Source organism: Brevibacterium epidermidis NBRC 14811 (assembly GCF_001570805.1).
In the GTDB taxonomy this organism is placed as follows: domain Bacteria; phylum Actinomycetota; class Actinomycetes; order Actinomycetales; family Brevibacteriaceae; genus Brevibacterium; species Brevibacterium epidermidis.
This window is the reverse complement of sequence record NZ_BCSJ01000018.1, coordinates 21,197-37,507: the sequence shown is the minus strand read 5'-3', so window position 1 is coordinate 37,507 and position 16,311 is coordinate 21,197. Positions and strand designations below refer to the sequence as shown.

Below are 16,311 nucleotides of genomic sequence, written 5' to 3'. Positions count from 1 at the left end.
CATGAGCGACGAACCCTCGCCCGACAACCCGAACGCCAGCACCGAGGCGGCCGCACCGGAGGTCTGGCACCGCGTCCATCCGCTGACGCCGATTCTCGAGAGCCTCGGCGTTCTCGTCGGTATCTTCGTCGCCGCGGCCTACGGTCTGCAGAACTTCTTCCAGAGCGCCGTCGAAGACCTCGCGTCCGGCCGTTCCGTCAACCTCACCTTCGCCGAATGGCTGGGCGCCCATCCGCTGGTGATCCTCGCCGTCGTCGGCGGAATCATCCTCGTCCTCCTGCTCACCGCTCTCTTCAGCTGGCTGGCGTGGCGAGTCATGGGCTATCGCGTCGACGCCGAAGCGATCTACTATCGGCGCGGACTGCTGTCGAAGAAGCTGCGCAAGGCCCGACTCGACCGCGTGCAGTCCATCGATCTGCAGCAGAAGCTGCTGCCGCGACTGCTCGGCATGGCCGAACTCGTCTTCGACGTCGCCGGCGGCACCGACTCGAACATCTCCCTGAAGTATCTGTCGAAGAAGCGGGCCGAAGAGCTGCGCGACGAACTTCTCTCCGCCGTCCGCTCCCGCAGACAGGGACACACCCGCACCGAGGCGACTCCCGGCATCCCCGGATCCGCTTCGTCCGCGTCCGGTCCGGTCGGTGACGGGTCGGTCGGTTCCGAGGTTGCGGCCGACGGTGCGGCAGCGGATCTCGGTGCGGACTCGTCCGGGGTCACCGGCCCGGCCGACGGCGCCTCGGGGCCCGGTGGGCAGTCCGGAACCGATCTGTCGGTTCCGGAACGAGGCGGGGACAGCCTCGGTGTGCGGCTGACGAAGCGACTGGGCACCCTTGCCGATGAAGTCTCCGAAGAAGCCGAATCCAGCCTCGGCGACCTGCTCGCCCCATACAATCTCAATCCGCGGGTGGGCGACGAGGGTGAGATCATCCGCGTGCCCGTCCACCGGGTCGTCGTCTCCTCCCTGCTCAAGGCCGAGACCCTGGTGTCCGTGGCCGTCGTCATCATCGTCGTCATCACGGCGATCGTGCTCTTGGCCTTCGGAATCAAAGAGGCGTTCTTCCCGATCCTCGTCGGTGTCCTGCCCGGTGTCTTCATGGCGTTCTCCGTGTTCCGGAAGAACCTCGACAATGCGAACTTCGTCGTCCGCCTCGGCGAGAACGGACTGGCGGTCAACCACGGACTCTTCTCCACCTCGCGCAAGGTCATTCCGCTCGACCGCATCCAGGCAGTGGCCCTGCACCAGCCCCTGCTGTGGCGGTGGGCCGGATGGTGGGAGGCCCAATTCAATATCGCCAGTGACGGCGGGAAGACCGAGTCGAACCTGCTGCTGCCCGTCGGCGACATCGACCAGGCACTGCTCATGGTCGGTCTCTCACTGCCGGATCCGCAGCTGCCCGAGGGCATCGGCGCCGACACCTTGGTGCGCTCGGCGATGTACGACCGGAAGTCTGCCGACCCGAACGCAGCCGCGGCCGAAGAGCTGTTCCACCCGCAGCCGCGATCGTCGCGACTGGTCGACCCGTTCGTATGGAAACGACGGGCCTATGCGCTCACCGATTCGATGCTCGTGCTGCGCCTGGGCATCCTCGACCGTCGCGTCGACTTCGTGCCGCATGTGCGCGTCCAATCCCTGCGCTACTATCAGGGACCGCTGATGCGGGCGCTCAACCTGGGGTCGGTGGCCGTGCATTCGACGGCCGGACCCATCACCCCGCTCGTGAAGCACCAGAGCATGGACGGAGCCAAACGCTTCTTCAACGAACATGCCGAACGCACTCGGATCGCCCGCCAGACCTTCGACGCGGCGGCGAAGAGTGCCCACACTAACCGAACACAGACCCTTGAGGAGGACGAAGGATGAACCAGGGCGACGCACCGAGGCTGGGCATCGGAATCATCGGCTGTGGCCGAGTCGGAGCCACCATCGGAGCCGCCTGGAGGCAGGCCGGGCACGCGATCATCGGAGTCAGCGCCACCTCGGAGGCGAGCCTCGAACGGGCCGAAGAGATGCTGCACGGAGTGCCCGTCCTCGACCCCGACGAGATCACCGAACGCGCCGAACTCGTCCTCATCGCCGTCCCCGATGACGAGATCGCACCATTGGTGACAGGACTGGCGAACCTCGGACACATCCACGCCGGACAGATCCTCATGCACTGCTCCGGCCGGTACGGAACGGACGTCCTCGAAGCCGGGACCAGCCTCGGCGCTCTGCCCATCGCCCTGCACCCGTCCCTGACGTTCACCGGAACCGAGGTCGATCTCAGCCGACTGCGGCAGGCGACGATCGCGGTCACCGCACCCGCACCGATCCGCCCGGTGGGGGAGGCCCTCGTCGTCGAACTCGGTGCCGAACCGATCGACATCGCCGAGGCGGACCGTCCCCTCTACCACGCGGCAATCACGCATGCTTCGAATCATTCGATCACGATCCTCGCTGAAGCCATGGAACTGCTCAGCGAGGCGGGGGTCGCCGATCCCTCGGCCGTCCTCCACGCCCTCGTCGATGCCAGTGTCGCCAACACCATGCAGAACGGGCCCAAGGCGCTGACCGGCCCGATCAGTCGCGGTGACGTCGGAACCGTCGAAGCGCACCTGGCGGCGCTGAGCGAGTTCAGCCTCAGTCGGTCGAACCCGTCCGTGCGCAACAGCTATATCGCACTCGCCCGATCGACGGCCGCGAAGGCGCTGGCAATGGGACGGATCACAGAAGCCCAGGCACAGCAGATTCTGACTGCTCTGGACTGACCGCCGAATTACCCCGTACGGCCCGTCCACGGTAGCCTTGAAGCATGGCGAATACCGACTCGAAGACACCTGAGAACGCAGACCTTTCACCCGAACACCTCGATCCGGAACAGATCCGGATCCGTAAGGACAAGCGCCAGCGTCTCCTCGATGACGGAACCGACGCCTACCCGGTCACGGTGCCCCGCACCCACAGCCTCGCCGAGGTCCACGCCGCCCACGACGGACTCGAAACGGGGGAGGAGACCGACGACGTCGTCGGCGTCATCGGCCGCGTAGTCTTCGTCCGCACCACCGGCAAACTCTGCTTCGTCACACTGCAGGCCGGTGACGGCACCCGCCTGCAGGGCATGCTCTCGCTGCGCGAAGTCGGGCAGGAACGCCTCGATGACTTCAAGACCGATGTCGACCTCGGCGACTTCCTGTTCCTGCACGGACGAGTCATCAAGTCCAAGCGCGGTGAGCTCTCCGTGCTCGCGGACTCCTGGACCATGGCATCGAAGGCCATCCGCCCGCTGCCCGGACTGCACACCGAACTCGCCGAGGACACTCGCGTCCGCCAGCGCTACCTCGACCTCATCACCCGCGAACAGGCCCGGGAGACCATGCTCACCCGCGCAAAGGTGATGTCCTCACTGCGGAAGACCTTCGCAGACCAGGAATTCGTCGAGATCGAGACGCCGATGCTGCAGACCATGCACGGCGGTGCCGCCGCGCGTCCGTTCAAGACGCATATGAACGCCTACGACATCGACATGTACCTGCGCATCGCCCCGGAGCTGTTCCTCAAGCGGGCGATCGTCGGCGGAATCGAGAACGTCTTCGAGATCAACCGCAACTTCCGCAATGAGGGCGCTGACTCCACTCACTCCCCGGAATTCGCGATGCTCGAGGCCTACCAGTCCTTCGGCGACTACCACTCGATCGCCGATCTGACGAAGACCCTGATCCAGAACGCCGCTCAGGAAGCCACCGGATCGCTCGTCGTCACACTCGACGACGGCACCGAATACGACTTCGGCGGAGACTGGCCGGTCGTGAGCATGTACGACTCCCTGTCCGAGGAATCCGGCGTCGAGGTGACCCCGGAGACCGGTCTGGACGTGCTCGACAAGATCGCCGCAGACAACAACGTCGACCTGGGCGGAGTCTTCCGCTCACACGGAAAGTACGTCGAAGAGCTGTGGGAGCACTTCTACCAGGACAAGCTGTGGGCTCCGACCTTCGTCACCGATTTCCCCGTCGACACCTCACCTCTGGTGCGTGAGCACCGGACGAAGAAGGGCGTCGTGGAGAAGTGGGATCTGTACGTCCGCGGCTTCGAGCTGGCTACCGGCTATTCGGAGCTCGTCGACCCGATCATCCAGCGTCAGCGCTTCGAAGCCCAGGCTGCCGACGCCGCCCGCGGTGACGATGAGGCGATGGGCCTCGACGAGGACTTCCTCATGGCGATGGAGCACGGAATGCCGCCGACCGGCGGAATGGGAATGGGACTCGACCGTCTGCTCATGGCACTGACGGGTCTGGGAATCCGCGAAACCATTCTGTTCCCATTCACTAAGCCTTTGGCTTCTTCGCAGGAGGACTCGGCTCAGGAGGGCTGATTACGATGTTGGATATCCTCAAAGCGCTGCTCCCGTCGATCTGTGTGGGATTGCTGTTCTGGTATGTGTTCCGGAATATCATCCGCGCAGATCGCAATGAACGCGAACAGGTTGATAAATACTATTCAGAGATTGAAGTTAGCGAAGTCGACGATAATCCCGAAACGGATGTTAAGATGACATCGACAAAATCCTCTGATTACGAAAAGAGTGAACATGGCAAGGGAAATGCGCCTCGTTCTCACGGATGATTTCGACGGAAGCGAAGCGGCGGAAACCGTTCGCTTCAGCCTCGACCAGGCAACGTATGAACTCGAGCTCTCAACCGAGAATGCCGAAAAGCTCCGCGAAACGTTCGCCCCATTCATCGCCAAAGCACGTCGTGTAGCCAACACCGGTGGCCGTGGCCGCCGTGCGGGTTCGTCAGGTCCCAAGCGGGACACGGCGAAGATCCGCGAGTGGGCCCAGAACAACGGATACCAGCTCGGTGACCGCGGACGGATCCCACTGGAGATCGTCGAAGCATACGAAGCAGCGGAGAAGTAAGAGGCTCATTCGAAAGCCGATAACTTCCGATTAGACCCGAGGGGTCAGCGAATTGAATCGCTGGCCCCTCGGGTCTTTTATATGCGTTCCCGGCATTATCAAATGCCTCTTCGAACGATGTAGCAGAACATCAGTGATCAAACAACACAGACAATTGCCAGACACTGAGTAGTTGAAGATCATATCGATCAATGATCCGGCAAATGATTCGATGATGTGAGTCACGAATCAAGGGAGCCTGAAGTGTGTGCGAGGAAACTCTGCTGAGTATCGAGCCGATTATGTTGGTGGTTCAGTCGTTCGGGTTGAGTTGAGCCTTTGCCGCGTCCAAATACTCCGGTACTTCCGTCTGCAATGCGAAAAGACCTAATTCGACAGGCGACATCGAGTAGAGCTCGCCACAGTGCTCGGCGAATCTGGGCCAGACCCGACCACCGGCTTCCACATATCGCGCAGTCGTCGCTTCGAACGCCGAAGCCGAAACGCTGGAGTGGTGGAATATGAAATCGCGGGCCGGATCGCCGATCGAGGCCGTCGTCCAGTCGAGGATGCTCAGGTTCACGGGTCCGTCCATGAGCTGATGCGCCGGATACACCTCGCCGTGGGTCACGGTCGTGAACGTCGGCCAATAGCTGTCGTCGTCGAGCCACGCGGTCCACCGCCGGAGCAGGTGCGGTGCCACGTCGAACTCCGATGCGACCTGATCGATATCGTCTCGCTTGCGCTGCCGGATCTCGGCGGGGGAGTACTCCGAGATCCCGGAGCCACGGACAGCTTCCGGGGCGACGGTGTGGAGTTCGGCGAGGAATGATCCGAGCGACGCAGCGTATTCGGGGGACTCGACATCGAAATGCCACTGCGGCTGTCCACTGTCATCGATCGTCAGTCCGGGAGTTCCCGGCAGCAGCGGGTACGCGATGAGCTCCTCGGTGTGTATCTGCCAATCGGGGACCGCGATGCTCAGGTGCGGTGCGATGGCTCTCAGGAAACGGTCCTCGACGGCGGCACGGGCGGACACATCCGGACGCCGAGGTATCCGAAGCACCCACGAATCTCCGTCGACCGCCTCGGCGATGGCGACCTGGAAATCGAGGCCAAGCTCGTTGATGACGATGGAATCGGCAATGATGTGAAGGCCATGGGCCCGGGCCAGCTCTGTGATGGTCGATTGGTCGGTGGACATGTCGGCAACCTCTCTGTCTGCGCCGCGTGACTCTCGAGTCTAGAGAATTTCGCCCACAGCCAAACGCTTTCGGCTCATGGCGAAACGTGCAATAGAACCGCGGTCGTGGTGGTTAGGCTCAGAAGAATCAGAAGACCGAGGAGGATGAATATGTTCGAGCGGTTCACCGACCGAGCACGACGCGTTGTGGTGCTCGCGCAGGAAGAAGCGAAACTTCTCAAACACAACTACATCGGCACCGAGCACATTCTGCTCGGCCTCATCCACGAGGGTGAAGGTCTGGCAGCGAAGGCTCTGGAGGGCATGGACATCTCCCTCGAGCAGGTGCGCGACCAGGTTCAGGAGATCATCGGTCAGGGTCAGCAGGCTCCGAGCGGCCACATTCCCTTCACCCCGCGGGCGAAGAAGGTCCTCGAGCTCAGCCTCCGTGAAGCACTGCAGCTGGGTCACAGCTACATCGGCACCGAGCACATTCTGCTCGGCCTCATCCGTGAGGGCGAAGGCGTTGCCGCGCAGGTGCTCGTCAAGCTCGGCGCGGACCTCGGACGCGTCCGTCAGGAAGTCATCAAGCTGCTGTCGGGCTACCAGGGCAAGGAACCCGTGTCCGCCGGCGGTCGCGAAGAGGGAACCCCCTCGGGATCGCTCGTGCTCGACCAGTTCGGCACCAACCTCACCGCTGAAGCCCGCGAGGCCAAGCTCGACCCGGTCATCGGCCGCCACGAGCAGATGCAGCGCGTGATGCAGATCCTCTCGCGCCGCACGAAGAACAACCCGGTCCTCATCGGTGAACCCGGCGTCGGCAAGACCGCTGTCGTCGAAGGACTCGCACAAGCCATCGTCAACGGCGAAGTGCCCGAGATCCTCACCGACAAGCAGCTCTACACCCTCGACCTCGGTTCGCTGGTCGCGGGCTCCCGCTACCGCGGTGACTTCGAAGAGCGCCTGAAGAAGGTGCTCAAGGAGATCCGCACCCGCGGCGACATCATCCTCTTCATCGACGAGATCCACACCCTGGTGGGTGCGGGAGCCGCCGAAGGTGCGATCGATGCCGCTTCGATCCTCAAGCCCATGCTGGCTCGCGGAGAGCTGCAGACCATCGGTGCGACCACTCTGGACGAGTACCGCAAGCACATCGAGAAGGATGCCGCTCTTGAGCGCCGGTTCCAGCCGATCCAGGTTCCCGAACCGTCGCTGGCGCATTCGATCGAGATCCTCAAGGGTCTGCGCGATAAATACGAAGCGCACCACAAGGTCACCGTCACCGACGGTGCCCTGGCTGCCGCCGTGAACATGTCCGATCGCTACATCAACGACCGGTACCTGCCGGACAAGGCGATCGACCTCATCGACGAAGCCGGTGCCAAGCTGCGCATCTCGCGTCTGTCGGTTCCCCAGGAGGTCCGTGACCTGGAGGAGAAGATCCTCGAGGCCCGCCACCGCAAGGAAGCCGCCATCGATGCTCAGGACTTCGAACTGGCAGCCTCGGAGCGCGACTCCGAGATGAAGCTGCAGAAGGAGAAGGAAGAGCAGACCGAGGCTTGGCGCAAGTCCGGCACCGACACCTCCAAGGTCGTCGACGCCGATCTCATCGCCGAAGTGCTCGCCTCTGCCACCGGTATTCCGATCTTCAAGCTCACCGAGGAAGAGTCCTCGCGTCTGCTGCGGATGGAAGACGAGCTGCACAAGCGCGTCATCGGTCAGGACGACGCAGTCAAGGCGATCTCGCGGGCGATCCGTCGTACCCGCGCAGGACTGAAGGATCCGAAGCGTCCCTCCGGTTCGTTCATCTTCGCCGGCCCCACGGGCGTCGGCAAGACCGAGCTGGCCAAGGCACTCTCGGAGTTCCTCTTCGGTGATGAGGATTCGCTCATCAGCCTCGATATGTCCGAATACTCGGAGAAGCACACGGTCTCGCGACTGTTCGGTTCGCCTCCGGGATACGTCGGCTACGAAGAGGGCGGTCAGCTCACGGAGAAGGTCCGCCGCAAGCCGTTCTCGGTCGTCCTCTTCGACGAGGTGGAGAAGGCCCACTCGGACATCTTCAACTCGCTGCTGCAGATCCTCGAAGACGGTCGCCTGACCGACTCGCAGGGTCGTGAGGTGGACTTCAAGAACACCATCATCATCATGACGACCAACCTCGGTACGCGTGATGTCTCGAGTGGACTCCAGCTCGGATTCCAGGTCGAGGGTGACACGAAGACCAACTACGACCGGATGAAGCAGCGGGTCAACGAAGAGCTCAAGCAGCACTTCCGTCCCGAGTTCCTCAACCGTGTCGATGACACGATCGTGTTCCCGCAGCTGAGCATGACCGAGATCATCAAGATCGTCGATCTCTTCCTCGAACGCCTCGACGTCCGCCTGGCCGATCAGGGCATGAAGGTCGAAGTCACGTCCGAGGCGAAGGATCTGCTCGCCGAGCGCGGCTACGATCCCGTCCTGGGTGCCCGTCCGCTGCGTCGGACCATCCAGCTCGAGATCGAGGACACGCTGTCGGAGAAGATCCTGTTCAAGGAGATCGGACGCGGCCAGACCATCAAGGTCGACGTCAAGGGTGAAGGAAAGGACGCTGAGTTCACCTTCGAAGGCATCGAAACCGAGAGCCTGAAGCCCGCGGAGGACGCCGACAGCGAACTCGCAGGTCTGGGTTCGTCCGGTTCGAGCGGATCCTCGGAGACATCGGCCTGATCGTTCGTCACCTTCTCGGATGACAATTAAGAGTCCGGGGAGTCGGCAGCAGCCGGCTCCCCGGACTCTTTCGTGTCCGCCCCTGATGATGGTGTTGAATGTCGGTATGAGCACTGATGAAGGCACCTTCGATCACGGACGGATCTCCGCGGACCACCACTCCAAACACGAACTCCCCGGAGGCCTGTACCTGCGACGGGCCAGGACCGGTGATGTCAAAGGAATCGAAGCCCTGGTCGCCCCGCTGGCCGAACAGCGGATCCTGCTCGCCAAGGACACAGTGACGTACTTCGAATCGCTGCAGGAGTTCTGGCTGGTCGTCGACCCACAGCCCGATGGTTCTGAGATCCTCGCCGGCTGTGGCGCCCTGCATATCATCTGGTCGGACCTCGCCGAGGCCCGCACTGTCGCCTCCTCACCGGACTATCGAGGCAGGGGAGTGGGCAAGGCGATCATCCGACAGCTGCTCGCCGATGCCCGTGAGATCGGTGTCGACCGGGTGTTCTGCCTGACCTTCGAAACTGGATTCTTCGGATCGCTCGGGTTCGAGCCGATCAAGGGCATCCCCGTCTCACCCGAGGTCTACGTCGAGCTGCTTCACTCCACCGATGAGGGCGTCGCAGAGTTCCTCGACCTGGCCCGGGTCAAACCGAACACCCTGGGCAACTCGCGGATGATCAAATACCTCTGAGGCAGATACTGGTCGAACCTCTCACCGGTTCGGCAGTGCCAAACGGCCGTCGATCTGTTGTGCCAGTCCGTCGGTGACGAGATCGGTGATGAGCCGAGAGATCCTGTCCTTGTCGGCACTGAGTTCACGCACTCGTGCCACCGCTGCGGCCGTCGATTCCGCCAGAGATTCGGCGAGCGTGGGATCGAAATCAGTCACCGAGGTGGTGAAGACGTCGAGGCTGACGCCGTGCCGGTCATCCCCGGCGGCATGTGCGGCCTTGAGGACGTCCATGATCGCTCCGCGCAGCTGTCGATCCGTGCCCGCCCACTTCTGAGTCTTCGGCTTCGTCGCCGAGGCGGGCCTGCCCAATTGGTTCCACGTGCAGATGTCCTGGAGCGGGCAGGCAGGGCAGTCGGGATTGCGTGCCGTGCAGACGAGGGCCCCGAACTCCATGACTCCGGCATTCCACTCCACATGCTTGTCCTCGGGAACGAAGCCCGACGCCCAAGCGGTCTCCTTCCGGCCGGGTGAGGTGGTGGGGCGCTCTCGGCCCGCGAAGAGACGGATGAGGACTCGACGCACGTTCGTGTCCAGGACGGTCGTCTTGCGGCCGAAGGCGAAGGAGGAGACCGCAGCTGCGGTGTATGAACCGATGCCCGGCAGGCGTTCGAGTTCTTCGGTCGTCTCGGGGACCTGGTTGTCCAGGTCCGCTGCGATGACTTCGGCGGCTTCCTGCAGCCGGAGGGCCCGGCGCGGGTATCCCAGCCGGTCCCAGGCGTGGAGGACTTCGGCAGTCGATGCGGCAGCGAGGTCAGCTGGTGTCGGCCACCTGTCCATCCAGGCACGCCACCTGGGCTCCACCCTGGATACAGGGGTCTGCTGGGACATGATCTCGCTGACGAGGATCGCCCAGGCGCTTGTGTTCGGATGCCTCCAGGGCAGGTCACGGGCGGCTTCTTCGAACCAGGTGATGATGGTGTCCTGGACTCGTCTGAGTTCAGGTTCGGCCACCTCGGGGAAGGCGGCTGACGACCCGGAGGATTTCGTTTCGGGACCGGCTCGGTGTGTCATTTGGATGCTCATTCGCTTCGGCCTAGGCTCAAAGCGATGACTCCTTCCAATCGTGGTTCGCAGCCGAACAGAGCTGCCGGGCAGCCTCGCCAGTCTAGCGGGAAGCTGCCTGCTCACGTGTACCGCAGACGCCGCATCACACTCGGTGTGCTCAGCCTCGTCGTCGTAGGACTCCTGGTCCTCGGAATCGTCGGCATCGTCAAGGCCATCGGTGGTGGCAGCGACGGCTCGGACAAGGTCGCAGCAGAGGAGACGACCCCGGCGGAGACGACGACCGCGGCACCGGTGCCGGATGAGAAGGCAGCGAGCGGAAAGTGCCCCGAGGACAAGGTCTCACTCAAGGCAAAGGTCGATCCGAAATCCGTGAAGGACGGGAAAGAACCCGAATTCGGCATGGTCATCGAGAACAGGCACACCGCAACGTGCCTCATCGAGGTCGGCACCGAAAAGCAGGAATTCATCGTCGAAAAGGGCGGTGACGTCGTGTGGTCGTCGGAGTACTGTGCAGCAGCGAAAGACGAGAATGCAGAGGCCTCCACCGAGTTCGCTCCTGAGTCGGAGAAGACCGCAAAGCTCAAGTGGAACCGGATCAAGGTCGACAAAAACTGCAACCGCACCGACGATGACTTCGCCCCCGGCGACTATGAGCTCATCGTGAAGCTCGACGACAAGAAGAGCGAACCGACGAAGTTCACGCTCGAAAAGGATGCCGCCACCAAGGCCAAGGAGAAGAAGGCCGCGGAGGAGAAGAAGAAAGCGGACGAGGAGAAGAAGTCGGCGGAGGATTCAGGCGAGACGGATTCCTCGGGTGATCAGAAGTCAGAGGAGCCGCAGGACTGAGTCCTCAGGCGCCTCGGTAGGACCCGACTCCCCACGAGTTTCCATCGTGGTCGCGGAAGTCGAATTCGCGGCCGCCGTGTTCCTGAGTCGCAACCGGTCGGACGATCGCATGTCCCAGGTCAACAATCTCCTGGTAGAGCCGGTCGACTTCGCGTTCGGTGTCGACGACGACATAGATCGAGCCACCGCCCACCGCGTCGAGCGCCGACCCGTCGTTGCGGACCGAGCCGAACATGATTCCGCCGGTGTCGCCGAGCGCGAATTCGGCATGATCGACGAGTGCAGGATCCTGCTCATTGCGCACGATCAGTCTTTCGGTGAATCCGAGCGTGATCAGCAGTTCGATCGTCGCTGCCGCATCGGTGGTCCGGAATGCTGGAAAAACTGTCGTGGTCATGACACCAGGATGCTTCAAAACCGTGCGAAAGTCCCGAACTTTCTCAAATCTCACCCCGAACTGCCTGTTTCGTCAGCATCAGTTCGACCGCCCCAGCGATGTGCTCGCACTCCTCGACTTTCATCTTCTCCGGTGCCGCCACGTTGGTCATCGCTCCCTTAGCCACGACCGCGTGAGTGATGCCGAGGCGTTTGGCTTCGTTGAGGCGTTGGCCCAGGTTGGGGACGTTTCGGATCTCGCCGGACAGACTGACCTCGCCGATCGCGACGAGTTGGCGAGCCAGTGATTTGCCGAGCATTGCGGAGGCCAGGGACATGCAGATCGCCAAGTCGCTGGCCGGTTCCGACAGCTTCGCCCCACCGACCGTGGCGGTGAAGACATCGCTCTTGGCGAGGTTCGCCTGTGCGACGTTCTGGCTGAGCACGGCCAACATCATCGCCACACGGGAGGAGTCGACTCCGGAGACGGACCGGCGGGACTGACCCCCGGCGGATTCGGTGATGAGCGATTGGACTTCGACGAGCAGCGGACGCTTGCCCTCCTGCGTCACCGTCAGGCACGTTCCCGGCGGGTTCGCGCCGCTGCGGGAGAGGAACAGCCCCGACGGATCCTCCAGGCTCTTGATCCCGTTCTCCTCCATATCGAAGCAGCCGACATCGTCGGTGGGGCCGAAGCGGTTCTTCACCGCTCGCAGCATGCGCAGACGCGAATGCCTCTCACCTTCGAAGGTGCACACGACATCGACGAGGTGTTCGAGGAGGCGCGGGCCGGCGATGGTGCCGTCCTTCGTGATGTGGCCGACGAGCACTGTCGGCAGAGACCGGGCCTTGGCCTCTCGGATGAGGGCGGAGGCGACTTCGCGGACCTGGGTGACTCCGCCGGGGATGCCTTCGACCTCGGAGGAGGCCAGCGTCTGGATCGAGTCGACGACGAGCAGCTCCGGCTGTTCGGATTCGATCATTCCCAGCACCGATCCCAGATCGGTCTCGGCGGCGAGGAGAAGCGAGTCGGCCAGAGCGTTGATCCGTTCTGCACGCAGGCGAACCTGCCCGGCAGATTCCTCACCGGTGACGTAGAGGACCTTGACCCCGAACATCGCGATCTTCGCGGCGACGTCGAGAAGCAGCGTCGACTTGCCGACTCCGGGTTCTCCCGAGAGCAGGACGACGGCTCCGGGGACGATGCCACCGCCGAGAACCCGATCGAACTCGGGGACGAACGTCGACCTCGCCTGCGCGAGCGTCGAGTCGATCTCGCTGATCGGCTTCGCCGCATTGGACTTCTTGACCTTCGTCTTCACTTTCGACGAGTTCGCACCCTTTTCCTCAAGAGTGCCCCAGGCCTGGCATTCGGGACAGCGTCCCAACCATTTGACCGTCGCATAGCCGCATTCCGAGCACGTGAAAGACATACCGCAATTCTGGCACGGGCCACTGACATGGGAGTCCGGATAGCTTTGACAAAGGCGAAGGGGCGCCCGACGATGAGTTCGTCGGGCGCCCCTTGCGTCCAGAGTGCGGCAGTTCGGTCAGTCGAGCGCGGTGAGGATTCGGGGACCATCCTCGGTGATGGCGATCGTGTTCTCCGAATGCGCACCATTCGAACCGTCGGCCAGACGCAGGGTCCAGCCGTCCTTGTCGACGGTGAGCTTCTTCGACGTGAACGACCACCACGGTTCGATCGCCAGGGTCAGTCCGGGCTTGAGGACGAGCCCGCGACCGCCCTTGCCGCGGTTGGGCACGTGCGGATCCTCGTGCATCGTGTGGCCGAGGCCGTGCCCGCCGAAGTCGAGGTTGACGGGGATGCGGTGGGAATCGGCGACGTCACCGATGGCCTTGGAGATATCGCCGAGGCGGTTCCCGGCTTGGGCGGCACCGATTCCGGCTTCGAGGCCGGCCCACGTGGTGTCGATGAGGCGCTGGTCCTCTTCGCTGCCGTTGCCGACGACGGTGGAGCGTGCGGCGTCGGCGACCCAGCCGTCGATGGATACGGCGAAGTCGAGGGTGAGCAGATCGCCGTCCTTCAGCACATAGCTGTGCGGTTTGCCGTGCAGGACGCCGTCATTGACGGACAGGCAGATGACATTGCGGAAGGGGCCGGAGCCGAAGGACGGGGCGTAATCCCAGTAGCAGGACTTCGCGCCGGCATCGTCGATGAGCTTCCGTGCGGTCTTCTCCAGGTGCATGATGTCCATGCCCGGTTCTGCGATCGAGGTCAGCTCGGCCAAGGTCTTCGCGATGAAACGGCCGGTCACCGCCATCTTGTCGATCTCGGCGGGCGTCTTCAGCTCAATCACAGGTGGTCTCCTTCAGCAAGGTGCAGGGTTCAACGGCGTTCACAGGTCCAGACACGATTTTAGTACTCGGCGGTCCCGAAGTCGCGGTCGCACCCGGATCTGTGGGCAAGGAGACAGGTCAGTGAGAGGCAGAGAATTCTCGCAGTTGCTCGAATTTCCTGCAAGAAGACTTGTGCTGTTGTTCCCCGATACGTAGGGTGCGGGGCATGAGGTACATCATCATGGCGTTCAGCGCGGGCATGAGCCTCGCGGTCTGGGTGCTGGCAGGAGAAGAGGACCTCCGGACAGGCGGACCCTGGATTCTTTCGCTCATCGTATTTCCCGCCTGCGCATTGCTCTGTCTCGCTTTCACTCTCCGCGACTACAAGCGACGGGAATCGGCAGAGGGAGGGCGTGCTGACGCGGCAGTGAAGGAGCGTTCGGACGCGCCAGACCATGCAACTGAGGGCGACGTGCACTCCAGCTCCCTCAGCTGAGGCTGGTGTCCGATTCCTGTGGTCGCGCGACGAACCAGCAGATCGGCCCGCCGACCGGCAACTCCAAGGCGTGATCCGGCGGCACTCGGGCGCTGTGAACGGAGATAGCATGTTGCTGCTACGTTCTGCTGGAACGTAAGTTCCGGCTATGGCAAGGAGGCCACATGTCTGCTGTCATCAGCACCCCCGTCCACTCACCACTCTTGGCGATCGAACGCACCGCGGGTGATCAGCGATGACGGCCCGCCTGCCTCGCCCGAAGGTGAGTCTCGCCGAACTGCTTCCCTGGGCCGCACAGCGGAATCCGGACAAGACCGCACTCATCACTGATGAGACGACGATGACCTATCGGGAACTCAACGAAAGTTCGAACGCTGTGGCTGTGGTGCTGCGTTCCCGCGGCGTCAAGGACGGGGCGGTCGTCTCCCTGTTCGGCCAGAACAGTTGGCGTTGGCTGGTGACCTACCACGGCATCCTCAAAGCCGGGGGAGTGGTCAACCCGGTCAATGTCATGCTCAGCGGTCACGAACTCAAGTACGTGCTCAATGACTGCGAAGCGATCGGACTGTTCCTCGGTGGTGCGGAGAAGGAACGGGTCGGCGCTGCCATCGAAGGCCTCGAACAGCTCGACTTCGCCATCACCTTCGACGATCAGTGGGACAAGATGATCGAAGGCGCCTCCACCGAGGATGTCGAACTGCCGGATCGCCAGCCGACGGATCTCGGCAGCATCGGCTACACCTCAGGCACCACAGGGCATCCGAAGGGCGCGATGCAGAGCCTGCAGAGCGTGCTCCTCAACTGCTCCTACACGGCCACGATGCATGGCAAACTCGACTCCGAGGTCTCCTTCTCAGCGCTTCCCCTGGCGCACGTGTACGGCAACGTCGCCGTCAACGGAACTCTGTTGGCCGGCGGCACGGCCGTCCTCAAAGAACGATTCGACCCGAAGGATGCGCTGCAGACCGTTGCAGATAAGAGCGTGACGGTCATCGAGGGCGTCCCGGCGATGTATTCGATGATGATCGCCTCCTCGGCGGCCGAAACGACGGATTTCGGCACGGTCCGACTCTCCACCGTCGGCGGACAGACTTTCTCACCGATCATCATCGAGAAATGGGAGAAGCTCACCGGGGCTCCGCTGCTCGATCTGTGGGGCATGACTGAACTGTCCGGGCTGGGCACGACACATTCGGCATTGGCCCCTTCGACTCCCGGCTCGATCGGCGTATCGCTGCCGACGCTCGATATCGCCATCGCCCCGATCGACGGAGGAACAGGTGCGGTGCCGCAGGGCGAGCCGGGCGAAGTCGTCGTCAGAGGACCGCTGGTCATGCTCGGCTACTACGGTCGGCCCGAAGCCACGGCCGAGACCATCGACGCCGATGGCTGGCTGCACACCGGCGATGTCGGCTACCTTGACGAGACCGGGCACATCTTCATCGTCGACCGACTCAAGGACGTGATCTTCACCGGCGGATACAACGTCTATCCGGCTGAGATCGAACGCGTCGTCGCCCAGCATCCCGACGTGGCCATGGTCGCCGTCGGACGCGAACCCGATGACGTCAAGGGCGAGATCGCAGTCGCCCATGTGGTCGTCCGCGAGGGAACTGCTCCCACCGCCGAGGACATCCTCGAATTCTGCAAGGACCAACTCGCCGCGTATAAGCGACCCAGAGAGGTGCGGTTCCGGGAATCTCTGCCGACGACCTCGTCAGGCAAGCTGATGCGCCGCAAGCTCAGCGAATGATCGTGTGACCACAGCAAGCGGGCGTCGGCCACT

At 62.9% G+C, this 16,311-nt stretch carries 15 protein-coding genes; 10 read left to right on the top strand and 5 right to left on the bottom strand.

The annotated features are described in order from the left end of the window. Position 1: 1 nt before the first annotated feature. The 5 genes from BEP01S_RS14700 to BEP01S_RS14685 are packed head-to-tail and all read left to right on the top strand — an operon-like array spanning position 2 to position 4,898. Entirely contained in the window at positions 2-1,861 is a 1,860-nt protein-coding gene (locus tag BEP01S_RS14700; protein WP_062244705.1) for a PH domain-containing protein, read from the top strand. Next, on the top strand, positions 1,858-2,748 hold the full coding sequence (locus BEP01S_RS14695; RefSeq protein ID WP_062244702.1) for a Rossmann-like and DUF2520 domain-containing protein: 891 nt from the start codon (positions 1,858-1,860) through the stop codon (positions 2,746-2,748). Before BEP01S_RS14700 ends, BEP01S_RS14695 begins: the two co-directional genes overlap by 4 nt. Positions 2,749-2,792: 44 nt before the next feature. Then, on the top strand, positions 2,793-4,352 hold the full coding sequence (gene lysS / locus BEP01S_RS14690) for a lysine--tRNA ligase (RefSeq protein WP_062244699.1): 1,560 nt from the start codon (positions 2,793-2,795) through the stop codon (positions 4,350-4,352). Between the two features lie 5 nt (positions 4,353-4,357). Further along, positions 4,358-4,603 (top strand): hypothetical protein, encoded by a 246-nt coding sequence (locus tag BEP01S_RS16870; RefSeq protein ID WP_098730500.1) that lies wholly within the window; start codon positions 4,358-4,360, stop codon positions 4,601-4,603. Next, a complete protein-coding gene (locus tag BEP01S_RS14685; RefSeq protein WP_039206464.1) occupies positions 4,569-4,898 on the top strand; it encodes a histone-like nucleoid-structuring protein Lsr2 in 330 nt (109 codons plus the stop codon). Before BEP01S_RS16870 ends, BEP01S_RS14685 begins: the two co-directional genes overlap by 35 nt. Before the next feature lie 292 nt (positions 4,899-5,190). Here BEP01S_RS14685 and BEP01S_RS14680 read toward each other — a convergent pair whose 3' ends face one another. Then, the gene (locus BEP01S_RS14680) at positions 5,191-6,081 is read right to left on the bottom strand and encodes a macrolide 2'-phosphotransferase (protein WP_062244696.1); all 891 of its coding nucleotides are present in this window, start codon (positions 6,079-6,081) and stop codon (positions 5,191-5,193) included. Between the two features lie 150 nt (positions 6,082-6,231). Here BEP01S_RS14680 and BEP01S_RS14675 point away from each other — a divergent pair, with 150 nt between their 5' ends. Together BEP01S_RS14675 and BEP01S_RS14670 are read left to right on the top strand one after the other, a co-directional pair. Continuing rightward, positions 6,232-8,772, top strand: coding sequence for an ATP-dependent Clp protease ATP-binding subunit (locus BEP01S_RS14675; protein ID WP_039206466.1), 2,541 nt, complete (start codon positions 6,232-6,234; stop codon positions 8,770-8,772). 106 nt (positions 8,773-8,878) lie between these two features. Beyond that, positions 8,879-9,463 carry an amino-acid N-acetyltransferase gene (locus BEP01S_RS14670; protein WP_083532754.1) on the top strand — a complete coding sequence of 195 codons (585 nt, stop codon included), beginning with the start codon at positions 8,879-8,881 and terminating at the stop codon, positions 9,461-9,463. A gap of 21 nt (positions 9,464-9,484) precedes the next feature. Here the strand turns inward: BEP01S_RS14670 and BEP01S_RS14665 are convergent, their stop codons facing one another. Beyond that, positions 9,485-10,516 carry an iron-sulfur binding domain-containing protein gene (locus BEP01S_RS14665; RefSeq protein ID WP_039206467.1) on the bottom strand — a complete coding sequence of 344 codons (1,032 nt, stop codon included), beginning with the start codon at positions 10,514-10,516 and terminating at the stop codon, positions 9,485-9,487. 36 nt (positions 10,517-10,552) lie between these two features. Between BEP01S_RS14665 and BEP01S_RS14660 the strand changes: the two genes are divergently transcribed. Next, a complete protein-coding gene (locus tag BEP01S_RS14660; protein WP_244882272.1) occupies positions 10,553-11,356 on the top strand; it encodes a hypothetical protein in 804 nt (267 codons plus the stop codon). Positions 11,357-11,360: 4 nt separating this feature from the next. Here the strand turns inward: BEP01S_RS14660 and BEP01S_RS14655 are convergent, their stop codons facing one another. The 3 genes from BEP01S_RS14655 to map form a co-directional block, all read right to left on the bottom strand. After that, on the bottom strand, positions 11,361-11,753 hold the full coding sequence (locus BEP01S_RS14655) for a VOC family protein (protein ID WP_039206470.1): 393 nt from the start codon (positions 11,751-11,753) through the stop codon (positions 11,361-11,363). A gap of 43 nt (positions 11,754-11,796) precedes the next feature. Continuing rightward, positions 11,797-13,164: a DNA repair protein RadA gene (radA, locus tag BEP01S_RS14650; RefSeq protein WP_062244689.1), complete on the bottom strand. Its 1,368-nt coding sequence runs from the start codon at positions 13,162-13,164 to the stop codon at positions 11,797-11,799. A 117-nt stretch (positions 13,165-13,281) separates the two neighbouring features. Then, on the bottom strand, positions 13,282-14,049 hold the full coding sequence (map, locus tag BEP01S_RS14645) for a type I methionyl aminopeptidase (RefSeq protein WP_062244686.1): 768 nt from the start codon (positions 14,047-14,049) through the stop codon (positions 13,282-13,284). 206 nt (positions 14,050-14,255) lie between these two features. On the opposite strand from map, the gene BEP01S_RS14640 reads away from it, so the two are divergent. Further along, positions 14,256-14,525 (top strand): hypothetical protein, encoded by a 270-nt coding sequence (locus BEP01S_RS14640; RefSeq protein ID WP_157070584.1) that lies wholly within the window; start codon positions 14,256-14,258, stop codon positions 14,523-14,525. Positions 14,526-14,760: 235 nt separating this feature from the next. Then, positions 14,761-16,278: a class I adenylate-forming enzyme family protein gene (locus tag BEP01S_RS14635; RefSeq protein WP_062244680.1), complete on the top strand. Its 1,518-nt coding sequence runs from the start codon at positions 14,761-14,763 to the stop codon at positions 16,276-16,278. Positions 16,279-16,311 lie beyond the last annotated feature (33 nt).

What these genes read in the sequence shown, in the direction of transcription:
- BEP01S_RS14700 (WP_062244705.1), top strand. Translation starts at nt 2, where the DNA reads ATGAGCGACGAACCCTCGCCCGACAACCCGAACGCCAGCACCGAGGCG.
- BEP01S_RS14695 (WP_062244702.1), top strand. Translation starts at nt 1,858, where the DNA reads ATGAACCAGGGCGACGCACCGAGGCTGGGCATCGGAATCATCGGCTGT.
- lysS (WP_062244699.1), top strand. Translation starts at nt 2,793, where the DNA reads ATGGCGAATACCGACTCGAAGACACCTGAGAACGCAGACCTTTCACCC.
- BEP01S_RS16870 (WP_098730500.1), top strand. Translation starts at nt 4,358, where the DNA reads ATGTTGGATATCCTCAAAGCGCTGCTCCCGTCGATCTGTGTGGGATTG.
- BEP01S_RS14685 (WP_039206464.1), top strand. Translation starts at nt 4,569, where the DNA reads ATGGCAAGGGAAATGCGCCTCGTTCTCACGGATGATTTCGACGGAAGC.
- BEP01S_RS14680 (WP_062244696.1), bottom strand. Translation starts at nt 6,081, where the DNA reads ATGTCCACCGACCAATCGACCATCACAGAGCTGGCCCGGGCCCATGGC.
- BEP01S_RS14675 (WP_039206466.1), top strand. Translation starts at nt 6,232, where the DNA reads ATGTTCGAGCGGTTCACCGACCGAGCACGACGCGTTGTGGTGCTCGCG.
- BEP01S_RS14670 (WP_083532754.1), top strand. Translation starts at nt 8,879, where the DNA reads ATGAGCACTGATGAAGGCACCTTCGATCACGGACGGATCTCCGCGGAC.
- BEP01S_RS14665 (WP_039206467.1), bottom strand. Translation starts at nt 10,516, where the DNA reads ATGACACACCGAGCCGGTCCCGAAACGAAATCCTCCGGGTCGTCAGCC.
- BEP01S_RS14660 (WP_244882272.1), top strand. Translation starts at nt 10,553, where the DNA reads ATGACTCCTTCCAATCGTGGTTCGCAGCCGAACAGAGCTGCCGGGCAG.
- BEP01S_RS14655 (WP_039206470.1), bottom strand. Translation starts at nt 11,753, where the DNA reads ATGACCACGACAGTTTTTCCAGCATTCCGGACCACCGATGCGGCAGCG.
- radA (WP_062244689.1), bottom strand. Translation starts at nt 13,164, where the DNA reads ATGTCTTTCACGTGCTCGGAATGCGGCTATGCGACGGTCAAATGGTTG.
- BEP01S_RS14640 (WP_157070584.1), top strand. Translation starts at nt 14,256, where the DNA reads ATGAGGTACATCATCATGGCGTTCAGCGCGGGCATGAGCCTCGCGGTC.
- BEP01S_RS14635 (WP_062244680.1), top strand. Translation starts at nt 14,761, where the DNA reads ATGACGGCCCGCCTGCCTCGCCCGAAGGTGAGTCTCGCCGAACTGCTT.